This window comes from Brachybacterium sp. p3-SID1565 (assembly GCF_025143785.1).
GTDB classification, from domain to species: Bacteria; Actinomycetota; Actinomycetes; order Actinomycetales; family Dermabacteraceae; genus Brachybacterium; species Brachybacterium epidermidis.
Map to the genome: position 1 here is coordinate 33,169 of NZ_JAMBDS010000001.1, position 12,797 is coordinate 45,965.

At 68.3% G+C, this 12,797-nt stretch carries 13 protein-coding genes; 7 read left to right on the forward strand and 6 right to left on the reverse strand.

Annotated elements, in window-relative coordinates; translation table 11 throughout:
- The first annotated feature begins 55 nt into the window (after positions 1-55).
- On the forward strand, positions 56-790 hold the full coding sequence (locus M4D54_RS00185; protein ID WP_259889342.1) for a hypothetical protein: 735 nt from the start codon (positions 56-58) through the stop codon (positions 788-790).
- Positions 791-819: 29 nt separating this feature from the next.
- On the opposite strand, the gene M4D54_RS00190 is transcribed toward M4D54_RS00185, so the two are convergent.
- Positions 820-1,272, reverse strand: a complete 453-nt coding sequence (locus M4D54_RS00190; protein WP_193865537.1) for a PH domain-containing protein — start codon at positions 1,270-1,272, stop codon at positions 820-822.
- Between the two features lie 181 nt (positions 1,273-1,453).
- Here M4D54_RS00190 and M4D54_RS00195 point away from each other — a divergent pair, with 181 nt between their 5' ends.
- Both M4D54_RS00195 and M4D54_RS00200 read left to right on the forward strand, forming a co-directional pair.
- Positions 1,454-2,392 (forward strand): hypothetical protein, encoded by a 939-nt coding sequence (locus M4D54_RS00195; RefSeq protein WP_193865538.1) that lies wholly within the window; start codon positions 1,454-1,456, stop codon positions 2,390-2,392.
- Between the two features lie 237 nt (positions 2,393-2,629).
- Positions 2,630-3,376, forward strand: coding sequence for a hypothetical protein (locus M4D54_RS00200; protein ID WP_193865539.1), 747 nt, complete (start codon positions 2,630-2,632; stop codon positions 3,374-3,376).
- A gap of 45 nt (positions 3,377-3,421) precedes the next feature.
- On the opposite strand, the gene M4D54_RS00205 is transcribed toward M4D54_RS00200, so the two are convergent.
- From M4D54_RS00205 to guaB, 3 genes are all read right to left on the reverse strand, one after another.
- Complete coding sequence (locus tag M4D54_RS00205; RefSeq protein WP_193865540.1) at positions 3,422-4,144, reverse strand: exonuclease domain-containing protein; 723 nt, start codon at positions 4,142-4,144, stop codon at positions 3,422-3,424.
- Positions 4,145-4,247: 103 nt separating this feature from the next.
- Positions 4,248-4,778: a hypothetical protein gene (locus M4D54_RS00210; RefSeq protein ID WP_193865541.1), complete on the reverse strand. Its 531-nt coding sequence runs from the start codon at positions 4,776-4,778 to the stop codon at positions 4,248-4,250.
- Positions 4,779-4,863: 85 nt separating this feature from the next.
- Positions 4,864-6,363 (reverse strand): IMP dehydrogenase, encoded by a 1,500-nt coding sequence (gene guaB / locus M4D54_RS00215; RefSeq protein ID WP_193865542.1) that lies wholly within the window; start codon positions 6,361-6,363, stop codon positions 4,864-4,866.
- A gap of 89 nt (positions 6,364-6,452) precedes the next feature.
- Here guaB and M4D54_RS00220 point away from each other — a divergent pair, with 89 nt between their 5' ends.
- Complete coding sequence (locus M4D54_RS00220; RefSeq protein ID WP_193865543.1) at positions 6,453-6,911, forward strand: VOC family protein; 459 nt, start codon at positions 6,453-6,455, stop codon at positions 6,909-6,911.
- Positions 6,912-7,101: 190 nt separating this feature from the next.
- The gene (locus tag M4D54_RS00225; protein ID WP_193865544.1) at positions 7,102-8,757 is read left to right on the forward strand and encodes an inorganic phosphate transporter; all 1,656 of its coding nucleotides are present in this window, start codon (positions 7,102-7,104) and stop codon (positions 8,755-8,757) included.
- 72 nt (positions 8,758-8,829) lie between these two features.
- On the opposite strand, the gene M4D54_RS00230 is transcribed toward M4D54_RS00225, so the two are convergent.
- Complete coding sequence (locus tag M4D54_RS00230; RefSeq protein WP_259889348.1) at positions 8,830-10,107, reverse strand: threonine/serine exporter ThrE family protein; 1,278 nt, start codon at positions 10,105-10,107, stop codon at positions 8,830-8,832.
- 143 nt (positions 10,108-10,250) lie between these two features.
- On the opposite strand from M4D54_RS00230, the gene M4D54_RS00235 reads away from it, so the two are divergent.
- Both M4D54_RS00235 and M4D54_RS00240 read left to right on the forward strand, forming a co-directional pair.
- Positions 10,251-11,402, forward strand: coding sequence for an AAA family ATPase (locus M4D54_RS00235; RefSeq protein WP_193865546.1), 1,152 nt, complete (start codon positions 10,251-10,253; stop codon positions 11,400-11,402).
- Complete coding sequence (locus M4D54_RS00240) at positions 11,402-11,986, forward strand: hypothetical protein (protein ID WP_193865547.1); 585 nt, start codon at positions 11,402-11,404, stop codon at positions 11,984-11,986. Before M4D54_RS00235 ends, M4D54_RS00240 begins: the two co-directional genes overlap by 1 nt.
- 7 nt (positions 11,987-11,993) lie before the next feature.
- On the opposite strand, the gene M4D54_RS00245 is transcribed toward M4D54_RS00240, so the two are convergent.
- Complete coding sequence (locus tag M4D54_RS00245) at positions 11,994-12,767, reverse strand: hypothetical protein (protein ID WP_259889356.1); 774 nt, start codon at positions 12,765-12,767, stop codon at positions 11,994-11,996.
- Between the last annotated feature and the right edge of the window lie 30 nt (positions 12,768-12,797).

Below are 12,797 nucleotides of genomic sequence, written 5' to 3' on the forward strand. Positions count from 1 at the left end.
AACAGGCAGGCCCGCCAGAACGAGTGATCGGCTCGTGAACCACTACCGTTGCTCCATGGACCGTAGCGACCGAGCCAAGGCGGACGACCGACGTCCGGCACTCAACCGGAGGGACCTCGCAGGCTGGGAGGCGACGGGCCCCGGGCACGCACTACTGGGCCCGTTCTCCCCCGTGTGGGCGGCGGTGCCGTCGCTGGCGGGGCTGGTGCTGGCCGTTCCCGCTGCGGCGGAGGCCTTCGGCACGGCCCCGGAGGCTCGCACCCCCGGGTACCTGGTGCCGCTGCTGCTCGCCCTGGCGCTGCTGGCCGGTGGGTACTCGCTGCTGCGCCTGATGCAGCTGGCCGTCATGGCGTCCCGATGGGACGTGAGCCGGCAGGGTGGCATCCCGTCGAGGCGCGTGATGAGTGAGCATTCGATGCACGGCACGTGGGTGACGGGCGTCGGTGGCTCACTGCTGCTGATGGGCGCGCTGGGCGTGTGGTCCGATCTGGACGGGAAGCTGTCCGGCCTCGAGCCGGGCACGACGCTGGTGGCTGTGGGGGCGGCCGGCAGCATCGCGGCACTGGCCCTGGCGAACTGGATCGGGCGCGCGTGGGAGGGACACACCCAGCGCCACGAGCGGGTTCAGAAGGAGGAGCGGGAGCGCCGGCTCGCAGACCCCCTGGTCCGCATCAGAGAGGCCAGTCGAGATTCACATCCGGGGTCCGACCTTCTTCCTGAGGAACTCGTCGACGTTCTCCGCCCAGGAGTGACGCCGGCTGATCTGCCAGGCACCACACCTCGACCATGACTGGGGACGAGCGGCCCTCCGATCTGCCATCAGCTCTCGCGGTACACGGGCCCGAAGCTGCGGCGCATCCGCTCGCGCAGCCTCGCCACCTCATCAGCGCCAGCGCGAAGCTTGAACACGAGGTCCTTCTCCCTCACCGGCGCAAACCGGACCCGTGGCGGAGCCATCAGCCCTCCGGCAGTGATCTCCACCGCCCGGATCTGCGACCGAGAGATCTCACGTCTGACCTTCCAGCGGATCAGCCCCTGCGCCGTCCAGAGCACGCGGCGATCAGTGACCAGCAGCACCGGGGGATCCTCCGTCGCGACCTGTCCAACAGCAGCGGCCACCACCCGCTCGTCCTCCTCAAGGACCGCACGCGAAGTCCAGACCTCGAAGTCGGCGATGCCGTCCTCCCTCATCAGCTGTGCGAGGCTCTGCTCAGCAGGACTGCTCGCCGTGCTGGAGATCGCGTCCTGGTACTCGCGAAAGCGACTGTCCATATCGCCAGCATAGACATGATCCGATGTGCGGAGCCCGGCTCTCGATCGATGCCCATGGGGACTTCTCCCCATGGCCCCGATCAGCCCTCTCACCGTACTGTCGCACCTGAATCCAGCAACGTCAGGCTGCGCCCCGGCCTCCGAGCCAGGCGTGCGCCTCCCTCATCCCAAGGAAACGGCCATGCCCTTCATCGGTGGCGATACAGAACAGATGCGCCAATACAGCGAATTGGCCACACGAAAGAGCACACTGCTCGCGGAGATGGGCTCCCACCTCGACGCAGTTGTGCTCAATGAGCAGATGTGGGTCGGCCACGATGCCGATGAATTCCGCACCAGGTACCAGACTGACATCCGGCCCCGGCTGGACCAGGTCAGCGCCGATGTGCAGGGCTGCGGCATCACCGTGACCGATCACGCCGAGGAGCAGGACGCCGCTTCCGGCGCGGACTCCGGCACAGGTACCGACAACGGCAGTACCGGAAACGGCAGCGGTGGGGGTGGACTCCCCGAGTGGTTGACCAACCCGACCAAGACCTGGTCCGACTTCCAGAAGCTGTGGAACAAGGGCAAGAAGCTCTTCGACGTCTCCCGGGCTGTTCCGTCCTGGATGCGCGCGCTGACGGACCCGGATGCAATGAAGCAGATCGGCCATCTCCTGGATGCGAACCTGCTCGCCCAGTCGAAAGTGTTCAACTGGGGCAAGGAGTTCAGCAAGCTGACGGAGAAGGTCCTAGGCAACTTCAACATCCCTACCGGGTTCTTCAACCGGCAAGCGTTCGGGTTCATCGATGATTTCGCCCAGGGCTTCGCAGGCAAGGCCTCCCACTTCCTGAGCAATCCCGCATTCCGCCTCGCCGGCAAGGCGGCACCGTGGTTGGACGTGGGGCTCGGCGGCTTCGAGGCGTACGAGGGCTTCCGCGATGGGGATCGGCAGAAGCAGGTCACCGGCGGCATGACAGCCGTAGGCGGCGGTATGGTCCTGGCTGGTGCAGCGGCCTCCGCAACCGGTGTTGGAGCAGTTGCCGGCGTGCCGTTGATGGTCGGGGGGACTGCACTCAGCCTCGGCGCTGCCGGATTGGACATTGCGAAGGACTATTTCGGCTGGAGCGGATTCTGAGACCCTCGCGACATCGATACCGGCCCACCGGTCCTCCCCCACCGCCTCAGCGAACCGGATGACCCCGCCCCTGCCGGTTAAAGTGGCGCTGTCTCCGTCTCACCCGTCAGCCCCGAGGAGTTCTTGATGCCCCCCTCTACGCTCGGCCCCACCTCGCTGATCACGGAGCGCGATGTCAGCTCTGTCCGGTTTCTGCTTCAGCAGATGCCGGAGAGTGAAGAGCAGACGACTTTCATCATGCTCACCGATGAAGAGATCGCGGGGGTCGATGGCACGCAGTCCCTCGAACTGGTGGGGAGCCCCTACCTCTCGAACGAGGGCATCGACCAGCGCTCGGCCGTGGCCTCCGCGACTCGCTCCTTGGCTGCCCGCGGCATGGTCACCCTGGACCCTGAAGCACGGGACGACGAGGGTGCCGTGCTCGAAGGGGACGGCGACCCCTCGAAGCGCACCATGCAGCTCAGCCCTGTTCTGGCCGGCGTGTTCCTGCTGCGCCGGTCGGCCGCCGGTTTCCTCACTGCGACGCGGGTGCTTGAGGACGGAACCACGACGAACTCTCTGTATTTCACGCCCGACGGCACGGCGCTGGAAGAGTTCGTCACGACCGACGGCCTGCATCTGTTCAGCCTGCTGCGACGCGATGCGATCGCTGACCGGCTGGCCACCTATGCTGACCCGTTCAACGCCGCTTCGGAGGACGGCGAAGAGCAGATGATGAACCGCTCCGAGCTGACACCGGGGTTCGTGCTTCCCGATACCCGCGTGGCCACCACGTTCACTGCGATGCACCCTGGCGGCGGCTACGCAGCCTACGTGTACGCCACCGGTGACGCTGTGCACCTCATCGATGCAGGCGCCTTCGATGAGGACGGCCCGGAGGATTCCCAGACTCTGCCAATGGCTGCGGTCTCGGCGTCGACCCTGAGGGAGATGCTCTCCGCAATCCTCGACGAGGTGACACCACCCGGTCAGCCTCAGCCCTGAGGGCTGGACCCGGCGTGCGGTCCGCCCTGGACGGGAAGCAGTCCGTCAGAGAGGCCAGTCGAGGTTCACGTCCGGGGCCCGACCCTTCTTCCTGAGGAACTCGTTGAAGTTCTCCGCCCAGGAGCGGTGCCAGCTGATCTGCTGCTGATGCAGATCTTCCAGGCTGGAGACCCCCACCTGAGGGTGCGCGGCGACGATGGCCCGCAGCACGTCCAAGGTGGCGGAGACGTCCACATCCGCGGTGTGGAGCCTGCCGTCCTGCTGGATCCCGTAGTGCGCCAGCAGATCCGTGAGGGTTCGCTTTCCCTTGCGGTAGCGGTCCACACCACGATCCACCACCAGAGGATCGATCACCGGGGCGATCACATGGCCCACGCGATCGGTGAGGGTGGGCAACCCCAGGCGGCGCAGCTCGTTCTCCAGGATCGCCAGGTCGAAGCTGCCGTTGAAGGCCACGATGGGGACGTCCAGGGCGAGGGCGTCGGCCAGCATCGTGGCGACCTCGTCGAGGGCCTCGGCGGACTTCATTCCGTGCATGCGGGCGTGCTCGGTGCTGATGCCGTGCACCTTCTGCGCCCCCTCGGGGATCTCCATCTCCGGATCGATGAGCCAGGTCGCGACCGTCTCCCCCAGCCTGCCGGGAGCCACCGAGTGCACCAGGGCCACGGTGACGATGCGATCCCGGCCGACGTCGGTGCCGGTGGTCTCGGTGTCGAAGCCGAGCAGCGGGCGCTGGGTCCAAGAGGCGGCAGGGGCGAGTGCGGTCATGGATCCAGGGTAGGCGCCAGGGCCGACATCCCGGTCCGCTGTGGACGGCAGAGCGGCGGGGAGGAACCTGGCTCGCCGGGCACCGGGACCCGGCGCGGACCGGTCAGCTGATCGTCGAGGCGATGATCAGGGCCGGGATCGCGAACGCCCCGAACCAGAGCGCAGGTGCGACAAAGGCGATCAGCAGGCCGGCGATGGCGCGGCCGGGCCGCTCCCGCCGCACCAGCGCCACCACGCCGGTCACCATGGCCGCGAGCGCCGTCAGCCCCCACAGGATGAAGGAGGCGAAGGCCGCGGTCACCAGGGTCTGATAGCCCTCGGGGGTGTCTCCGAGGTAGCGGCCGGCCTCGGCCTCCTGCGGGGCGATGGTGAAGCCCACCAGAGCCGCGACGCCCATACCCCCGATCAGGGCGAGCAGGCCGAGGATCAGCGAGATCCGACCCCAGCGGGTGCCGTTGCGCGGGGCGACCGTGCGTCGGTCGGTGCTCGGCGCGGGTGCGGGCGCGGGACCGGCCGTGCCCTGCCCAGGCGCGGGACCGGCTGCATTCAGCGCAGGATCGGGGGCCTGGCTCGGAGTCGGATCGCCTGCGGGGCGCGGATCGGACTGGGGCATCGGGGTGTTCGTCGTGCTCATGGTCCTCGACGTTAACGAATGCGCGCGTCACAGTCCTGGGGGTTATCCCCACGGATCAGTGCGGGCGCGCCCCGCCCCTGCGGTCTCAGCGGGAGGAGTAGTTGGGCGCCTCCATGATCGCGGCCAGGTCATGAGGGTGGGACTCCTTGAGCCCGGCCGGGGTGATCCGCACGAACTGCCCCTTGTCCTTCAGCTCAGCGACGGTGTGCGCGCCCACGTAGAACATGGACTGGTGCAGGCCGCCCACCAGCTGGTGGAGCACGCTTCCCAGCGGGCCGCGGTAGGCGACCCGGCCCTCGATGCCCTCGGGCACGATCTTGTCGTCGCCGGAGACGTCGGCCTGGAAGTAGCGGTCCTTGGAGAAGGACTTCTTGCCGCGCGAGGCCATCGCGCCCAGGGAGCCCATGCCCCGGTAGGACTTGTACTGCTTGCCGTTGACCAGCACCACCTCGCCCGGGGATTCCTCGGTGCCGGCCAGCAGCGAGCCGACCATCACGGAGTCCGCTCCGGCCACCAGGGCCTTGGCGATGTCACCGGAGTACTGCAGGCCACCGTCGCCTATCAGGGGTACACCGGCGGGCTTGGTGGCCTTGGAGGCCTCGTGGATGGCGGTAATCTGGGGGACGCCCACACCGGCCACCACGCGGGTGGTGCAGATGGAGCCCGGTCCCACGCCCACCTTCACCGCATCCACACCGGCGTCCACCAGGGCCTGGGCCCCGGCCTGGGTGGCGACGTTGCCGCCGATCACCTGGACGCCGTCGAAGTAGGAGTCGGACTTGATGCGCTGGATCATCTCGCGCGCCAGGCGTGCGTGACCGTTGGCGGTGTCCACCACCAGCACGTCCACGCCGGCGTCGCGCAGCGCACCCGCACGGTCGATGGAGTCGCCGAAGAAGCCCACGCCGGCGCCGACCAGCAGGCGCCCCTGCCCGTCCTTGGAGGCATCGGGGAACTGCTCGGACTTCACGAAGTCCTTCACCGTGATCAGGCCGCGCAGGGTGCCATCGGCGGCGACCAGCGGCAGGCGCTCACGCTTGTTCTTGCGCAGCAGGGCGGTGGCCTGCTCGGGGGTGACGTCCTCCGGGGCGGTGAACAGCTCGGTGGTCATCACCTCCCGCACCTGGGTGGTAGGCCATTCGGCCACGGGGATGAATCGCAGGTCGCGGTTGGTGCAGATGCCCAGCAGCTGGTTCTTCTCGTCCACCACCGGCAGGCCGGAGACCCGGAACTGGCCGCACAGGGAGTCGAAGTCCTCGAGGGTGGCGTCGGGGCCGATGGTGATCGGGTTGGAGATGCGGCCGGTCTGGGTGCGCTTGACCAGGTCCACCTGGTGGGCCTGGTCCTCGATGGAGAGGTTGCGGTGCAGGATGCCGATGCCGCCGTGGCGGGCCATGGCGATCGCCATCCGCGACTCGGTCACGGTGTCCATGGCGGCGCTCGCCAGCGGCACCCGCAGGGAGATCTCCCTGGTCAGGCGGGAGGTGGTGTTCACCTCGGAGGGGATCACGTCCGTCTCGCCGGGCAGCAGCAGCACGTCGTCGTAGGTCAGGCCGATGAAACCGAAGGGGTCCGCGCTCGTCATGGATCGATGCTACCCACGCCCCCGCGATGGCAGGGCCCCACGGGGCGTGGTTCCGGACACGTGCCCAAGCGCCGGTCTACAGTCGGCCCATGACCTCTCCCACCCCGTACCTCCACTTCCCCGGCACCGCGCGCCAGGCGCTGGAGTTCTACGCCGAGGTGTTCGGCGGGGAGCTCGAACTGCACACCTTCGCGGACTTCCAGCGGGAGGACGGCCCCGGTTCGGCGATCGCCCACGGGATCCTCACCGGCCCGGTCTCGCTCTACGCCGCCGATGCCACCGAGAAGCGCCACGAGCTGCGCACCGACGGGCTGATGTTCTCCCTGCTGGACACTGCCGACCCCTCGGTGCTGCGACGCTGGTTCGCGCGTCTGGCGTCGGAGGGAACGGTGGTCGAGCAGCTCCAGCGTCGACCCTGGGGCGCCTCCGACGGGCAGGTCAGGGACCGCTTCGGCCTGCTGTGGCTGATCGGCTTCGAGCACGAGCAGGCGGCAGAGCTGGCCCCCGCCACGACGTCCCCGCAGGAGCCCTCCTCCAACGAGCGGTGATCCCCTGCCGAGGTCTCCCGTCGGCCCGGTTGCGCGGGTCACCGGCAGGCTGACCTGACGTCACCCTCGGAATTCACCCGAAGTTCACCAAGCACCGGTTGACGTCCTAGAGTGAGCGGGTCCTTGCCGGGAAGTCGGATGCTCGAATCGCTCCCGGATCCTGCCCCCTCCACACTCGGGAACCACGACGATGCGACGCATCCACGAGCCGACCTCCACCGATGACCCGGTCGGTTCCGCCAGGCACACCCCGGCGCCGGTCGGCATGCTCGGTCCGGACCGGAACTGGCACCTGGGTGCCGGGCTGATGACCCTCGCGACGGCCGGGGCCTTCACGATCTGGGCGTTCGCCTACGCGGGCACCCATGTCAACGCCCTCCTCCTGGTCCTGGCACTCGCCTTCGGCCTGTTCATGGCCTTCAACATCGGCGGCAACGATGTGGCCAACTCCTTCGGCACCAGCGTGGGTGCCGGCACCCTGACCATGAAACAGGCCCTGGTGGTGGCGGCCGTGTTCGAGGTCTCCGGTGCGGTGCTCGCCGGTGGGTCTGTCACCGAGACCGTGCGCAGCGGCATCGTCGATCTGGACCAGATGCAGGTCGACGCGCCCGCCTTCACCTACATCATGATGTCCGCACTGCTGGGTGCAGCGGTATGGCTGCTGCTGGCCACCCGGATGGGCTGGCCGGTCTCGACCACCCACGCGATCATCGGCGGCATCGTCGGTGCCGCGGTGACCACCGGTCTGGTGACCGGGACCGGCGGGCTGGCGATGGTGCAGTGGGGTGAGATCGGGCAGATCGCCATCTCCTGGGTGCTCTCCCCCGTGCTCGGTGGGGTCGCCGCGTTCCTGCTGTTCGGCGCCATCAAGCGGCGCATCCTCGCGCCGGCCGCGCGTGCGATCGCGCTCGGCTCACGGGGGTTCGACGACGGCGACGACGAGGACGATGCGGACGATCCGGAGCAGGCCCGCCACGTGCCCGGCTACGAGCGCCTCACCGAGCTGCAGCAGACGGCGTTCGCCGAGTCCGCGGAGCTGGACCGGAGCCCGGGCAGCCCCGGGGCGGAACTGGTGGAGCGGGCCGAGCAGCTGACCAAGAAGCAGCGCAAGGCCGCCCGCAACGTGGAGCGCAAGGCGGCCTACCACGCACTGGAGAAGAGGGTCCCGCCGCTGGCCGCGGGAGCCGCGGTGGTGATCGCCTCCATGCTGATGTTCAAGGGGCTGAAGAACGTGGGCCTGGACATCACTCCCTGGGGCGGCGCGGTCCTGCTGACCATGCTGGCGGTCGCCGTATGGATCGGCACCCGCGTCTTCGCGCGCGCCCTGCGCACGCAGACCATCTCGCAGGCCACCTTCATCATGTTCAGCTGGCTGCAGGTCTTCACCGCCTGCGCCTTCGCCTTCAGCCACGGTGCGAACGACATCGCCAACGCCGTGGGTCCGTTCGCCGCGGTGCTCGACGTGCTGCGCACCGGAACCGTGTCCCAGGAGGCGGCGGTGCCCATGGCAGTGCTCGTCGCCTTCGGGATCGCGCTGGTCTCCGGCCTGTGGTTCGTGGGCCGCAAGGTGATCCAGACCGTCGGATCCGGGCTCACCACGATGCACCCCTCCTCGGGGTTCGCCGCCGAGCTGGCCGCGGCCGCCACCGTGCTGCTGGCCTCGGTGCTGGGACTGCCGGTCTCCTCGACCCACATCCTGATCGGTGCCGTGCTGGGCGTGGGTATCGTGAACCGGGCGGCGAACTGGAAGCTGATGCGACCCATCTTCCTGGCCTGGATCATCACCCTGCCCGCCGCTGCAGGCATCGGCGCCGTGGCGGTGCTGGTGATGCGGGCGATCTTCTGACCCACCGCTCACCGACGCCGCGCAGCGCCGCGCTCACCCGCTCCTGCGGGACTGGCACGGCTCCGGCAGCCCTCAGGTGGGCTGGTGCACGCGACGCCAGGCGGGTGAGGTGGCCAGGTGCGCCAGGGCCAGACCGAAGGCCGCCGCCAGCACCGTCTGCACCGCTTCCTGCAGCAGCAGCACGCTCTCGGCCAGCTCCCCGGCGTTCAGCATCGTGAACCCGGTGTACATCGCATAGCCGGGGATCATGATCACCACGGCCGGCACCGAGATCGAGATCCGCGGCACGTGCTTGATCCGCGCGATCACGTAGGCGGTCACGCCCACCAGCACGGTCGCTGCGAGAGTGGCCAGCTGCACCGGGACCCCGCCCTCGGTCATCAGGAAGCGCAGCGAGTTGGCCACGGTGGACACCGCAGCCGCAGCCACCGCGATCTTCCAGGGGGAGTTGAAGATGATCGCGAAGCCGAGCACGCCCAGGAACGTGGCCAGGGCCCGCAGCGGAAGCTCCAGTGCGAACGGCAGGCCCAGGGGCGTCGCTGGCTGGGCGTCGACGCCGGCGGCGATGCTCACCGTCCAGATCGCTGCGGCCGCCCCCAGGATGATCATCCCCGAGTAGGTCAATCGAGCCATGCCGGCCGAGAAGTCGGAGCGCACCAGGTCCAGCACCCCGGTGATCATGGGGAAACCCGGAACCAGGAACAGCACGGCGGCCATGTACCCGCCGAGGTTGCCCGGGGGGATCCAGCCCAGGCCCACCGGGACCCCGACCATCGTCAGGTACAGGCAGGCGGTGACCACGGCCGCGATCACGGTGATCAGCAGGTGGTTCCACTGCCGCAGCTGGAACACCCGGCGCACGGCCTGCCCCAGGGTGGCTGCGATCAGCACGGCGAGGATCTCGATAGGGCCGGCCTGGTTCAGGAAGGCGAAGGCTGCACAGGCGATGCCGGCCGCCAGCGCGTTGACCGGGCGCGAGTACAGGGGGCGCCGTGCCTTGATCCTGGCCAGTGCCTCGAACACATCGGCCGCGGAGGTGCCGCGCTCCGGGAGCGTCTCGACCATGCGCTGGGTGCGGTACAGGTGGTCCACGTCCACGCCCACGTGCCCGGGCTGCGTGATCCGGGTGCGGTAGCGACCGTTCAGCGTGGCAGTGGCCGTGATGTCGGTGTAGGTGACGATCGAGGTGAACGAGTCCAGCCCCAGCGCGCGGGCGGTGCGGCTCATGGCCACCTTCACCCGGTACGAGGCCATCCCGCCGGCCAGCAGCTCGCTGCCCACGGCCGCCGCGGCCTCGGAGCGGATCGTCAGGGAGTCGGCCACCCCGAGGGGGCTGGTCGAGGTGGGCACCGGCCGATCCCCAGGCCGATGGTCCCCCGGTTCCCGCTCCGGTGCCGGCGACGCGGCGTTGCTGGTCATACAGCGAGCCTACCGGCGGTTCCCACGCCACAACTCACCGGTAGACTCCCGCCATCATGACGGAAGGAGGGCCCATGCGATTCACACACATGAACGTCCAGAACTGGCGGAACTTCAAGGACGTCCAGTTTCCGATCGAGGACAGACTGTTCATCGTGGGACCCAACGCCGCGGGGAAATCAAATCTGCTAGATGTGTTCCGGTTCCTTACGGACATAGCCCGGCCCGGCGGAGGTCTCGCGGCCGCCTTCGCTGATCGGGGCGGCTTCAGTGCGGTGCGGTCCCTCTTCGCACGCAACCACCGTCACGGACAGGTATCGGTAACCGCGCATTTTAGCGACGATGCAGATGAGTGGACGTACCACCTCGCCGTCAAGGGCGAGCAGCGCGGCCACCATCGCGCTCTCGTCGCAGAAGAAGTGGTCACGCGCAACGGCGAAGAGTTGTTGCGACGCCCCGATGCCTCCGACGAAGCCGATCCGGAACTGCTGACCCAGACCCACCTGGAACAGATCACGGCCAACAAATCGTTCCGCGCACTTGCCGAGCACCTCCAGAAGACGCGGTACTTCCATCCGGTTCCACAGATCATCCGCAACCCCGGTTTCTTCCACGCATCCGGGCCACGCGACCCTTTCGGCAGCGACGTCATTAAGCAGATGAACGAAACGGCGTCGCGGACCCGATCAGCGTGGCTGCAGAAGATAGAGAACGCGCTACAGGCTGCTGTACCCCAGTTCGAGTCCCTGAGCGTTGAGCCTGATGCGTCCGGGGTCCCCCACCTGCACGCCACCTACCGCAATTGGCGCCCCGCCCCCACCCGGCAGACCGAGTCGGAGCTGTCCGATGGGACGCTGCGCTTGATCGGCCTGCTGTGGACGCTCGTCAGCGCCCCCTCCTCTGGTGGAGTGCTCCTGTTCGAGGAACCAGAGCTGTCCTTGAACGCGGGAATCGTTCGCACCGTCCCCGCTCTTCTCGCACGTGTGCAGCGCGACCGCGATCTGCAAGTGCTCCTTTCCACGCACGCGCCAGAGCTCTTGGACGAGGAGACAGTTTTACCGGAGGAAGTTCTGGTCATGCGGGTCACAGAAGACGGCAGCACCGCCTCGTTGCTCTCCGACATCGCAGAGGTCCGGGCCGAGGTGGACTCAGGTCTCCCCTTGTCGGAGATCGTCCAATCTCTGATCGAACCTGTCGCGGCGCGTCAATTGGCTCTGCGGCTATGATGACTGCGGGCATCACCGTCGTTGTGGAGGGAGATTCCGACGTCGCGGCCGCTCGGGCTGTCATCGAGGCTGCGGGCAGATCCCCTGGTCGCGTCTTCGTCAAGCGCGGCACGGGGGCGATGGATAGAGATCTGGACAAATACATCTCGGCGAGTGCCCACGGTTCCTACGTCATCATTCGCGATTCAGACGGTGTCTGCCCCGTCGAGCTCCGCGAGGAACTTGTCGGAACAGTCTCGCCCCTGCCCCCGAGCTTCCAACTCCGTATCGCGCATGCGATGACGGAGGCCTGGCTCATGGCCGACCACGAGGGCTTCGCGCAGTACTTCTCCGTGCGCACCGCTGATCTGCCTGCTGCCCCGGAGATGATCAGAGACCCCAAACAGCGTTTGCTACAGATATGCGCTCGGTCACGATCGCGAACGATACGTGCGGCAATGGTGCGCAGCAACGGACGAATCGGAACCGGGTATGTCACTACGCTCCAGCAGTTCGCTGAGTCACGCTGGGACGCGAAGCGAGCTGCATCAAGGTCACCGAGTCTGCAGCGCGCCCTCGAACGGATCCGTCAGATGCCCCTGTGAGCGACGCTCACGGCTGTGCGCTCGGATCACCCTCGCGCGGGGGCTCCTTGCCTCCCACCACCCGTCGGACGCGGTCGAATTCGGCCTGGAAGGCGTCCTCGTCGTGAGCATAGTGGTCCTGCCAGGCCATGCCCAGGCGCGCGGCGAGCTCCCGGTTGTTCTGCTCGCGTCGGGCCCGGCGCGCCTCGTCCACCAGGACGCGGCGTGGTGGCGCCGCTCGCAGACCGGCGGCAGTCTGCAGCACGCGCAGACCGTCGAAGGAGGCCTGGTCCCAGCCGATCTCCGGGATCAGCCACTGGCGCTCCTGCGCCGCATCGTCGCGGATCCCGATCAGCGCCAGGGACCCGCGCTCGGCCTCGCCCACGGCGTAGACCACCTGGTCCGTGCGGGCTCGGTCCGTGGTGCGCATACCCTTGCGCAGGGTCAGGGCACCGTGCTGCTCATCGAGCAGGGCGACCCTGCGGGTGAACACCAGCGGCACGAATGCCCACAGTGCGAACAGGCCCCACAGCAGCAGCGCACCGACAAGCAGCTGCGCCCACGCCGGTTCGAGCATCTGCTCCAGCGGTCCGCGGTGCCCGTCCAGGATGCGGGCTCGCCGCCACTGCTGCAGGCCCGCCCCCGCGAAGGGAGACAGCAGCAAGGAGATAAGGGGCAGCCCGATCAGAACCCCGGGCAGGTAGCGGGCCCTGATGCTGGGGCCGACGAGCACCGCGCCGGACCGGGTGCGGCGGGGGGCCGGCGCGGTCGCGGCGTCGCTGAGCGTCTCACCGGTCGTCACCCTCCCAGGGTACGGGGCCGACCGCGGGCT

Excerpts from the sequence above, each read along its gene's own strand:
- M4D54_RS00210 (WP_193865541.1), bottom strand. The coding sequence starts at position 4,778 with ATGAGCACGACGAACACCCCGATGCCCCAGTCCGATCCGCGCCCCGCA.
- M4D54_RS00200 (WP_193865539.1), top strand. The coding sequence starts at position 2,630 with ATGCTCACCGATGAAGAGATCGCGGGGGTCGATGGCACGCAGTCCCTC.
- M4D54_RS00240 (WP_193865547.1), top strand. The coding sequence starts at position 11,402 with ATGACTGCGGGCATCACCGTCGTTGTGGAGGGAGATTCCGACGTCGCG.
- M4D54_RS00205 (WP_193865540.1), bottom strand. The coding sequence starts at position 4,144 with ATGACCGCACTCGCCCCTGCCGCCTCTTGGACCCAGCGCCCGCTGCTC.
- M4D54_RS00220 (WP_193865543.1), top strand. The coding sequence starts at position 6,453 with ATGACCTCTCCCACCCCGTACCTCCACTTCCCCGGCACCGCGCGCCAG.
- M4D54_RS00195 (WP_193865538.1), top strand. The coding sequence starts at position 1,454 with ATGCCCTTCATCGGTGGCGATACAGAACAGATGCGCCAATACAGCGAA.
- M4D54_RS00185 (WP_259889342.1), top strand. The coding sequence starts at position 56 with ATGGACCGTAGCGACCGAGCCAAGGCGGACGACCGACGTCCGGCACTC.
- M4D54_RS00225 (WP_193865544.1), top strand. The coding sequence starts at position 7,102 with ATGCGACGCATCCACGAGCCGACCTCCACCGATGACCCGGTCGGTTCC.
- guaB (WP_193865542.1), bottom strand. The coding sequence starts at position 6,363 with ATGACGAGCGCGGACCCCTTCGGTTTCATCGGCCTGACCTACGACGAC.
- M4D54_RS00235 (WP_193865546.1), top strand. The coding sequence starts at position 10,251 with ATGCGATTCACACACATGAACGTCCAGAACTGGCGGAACTTCAAGGAC.
- M4D54_RS00190 (WP_193865537.1), bottom strand. The coding sequence starts at position 1,272 with ATGGACAGTCGCTTTCGCGAGTACCAGGACGCGATCTCCAGCACGGCG.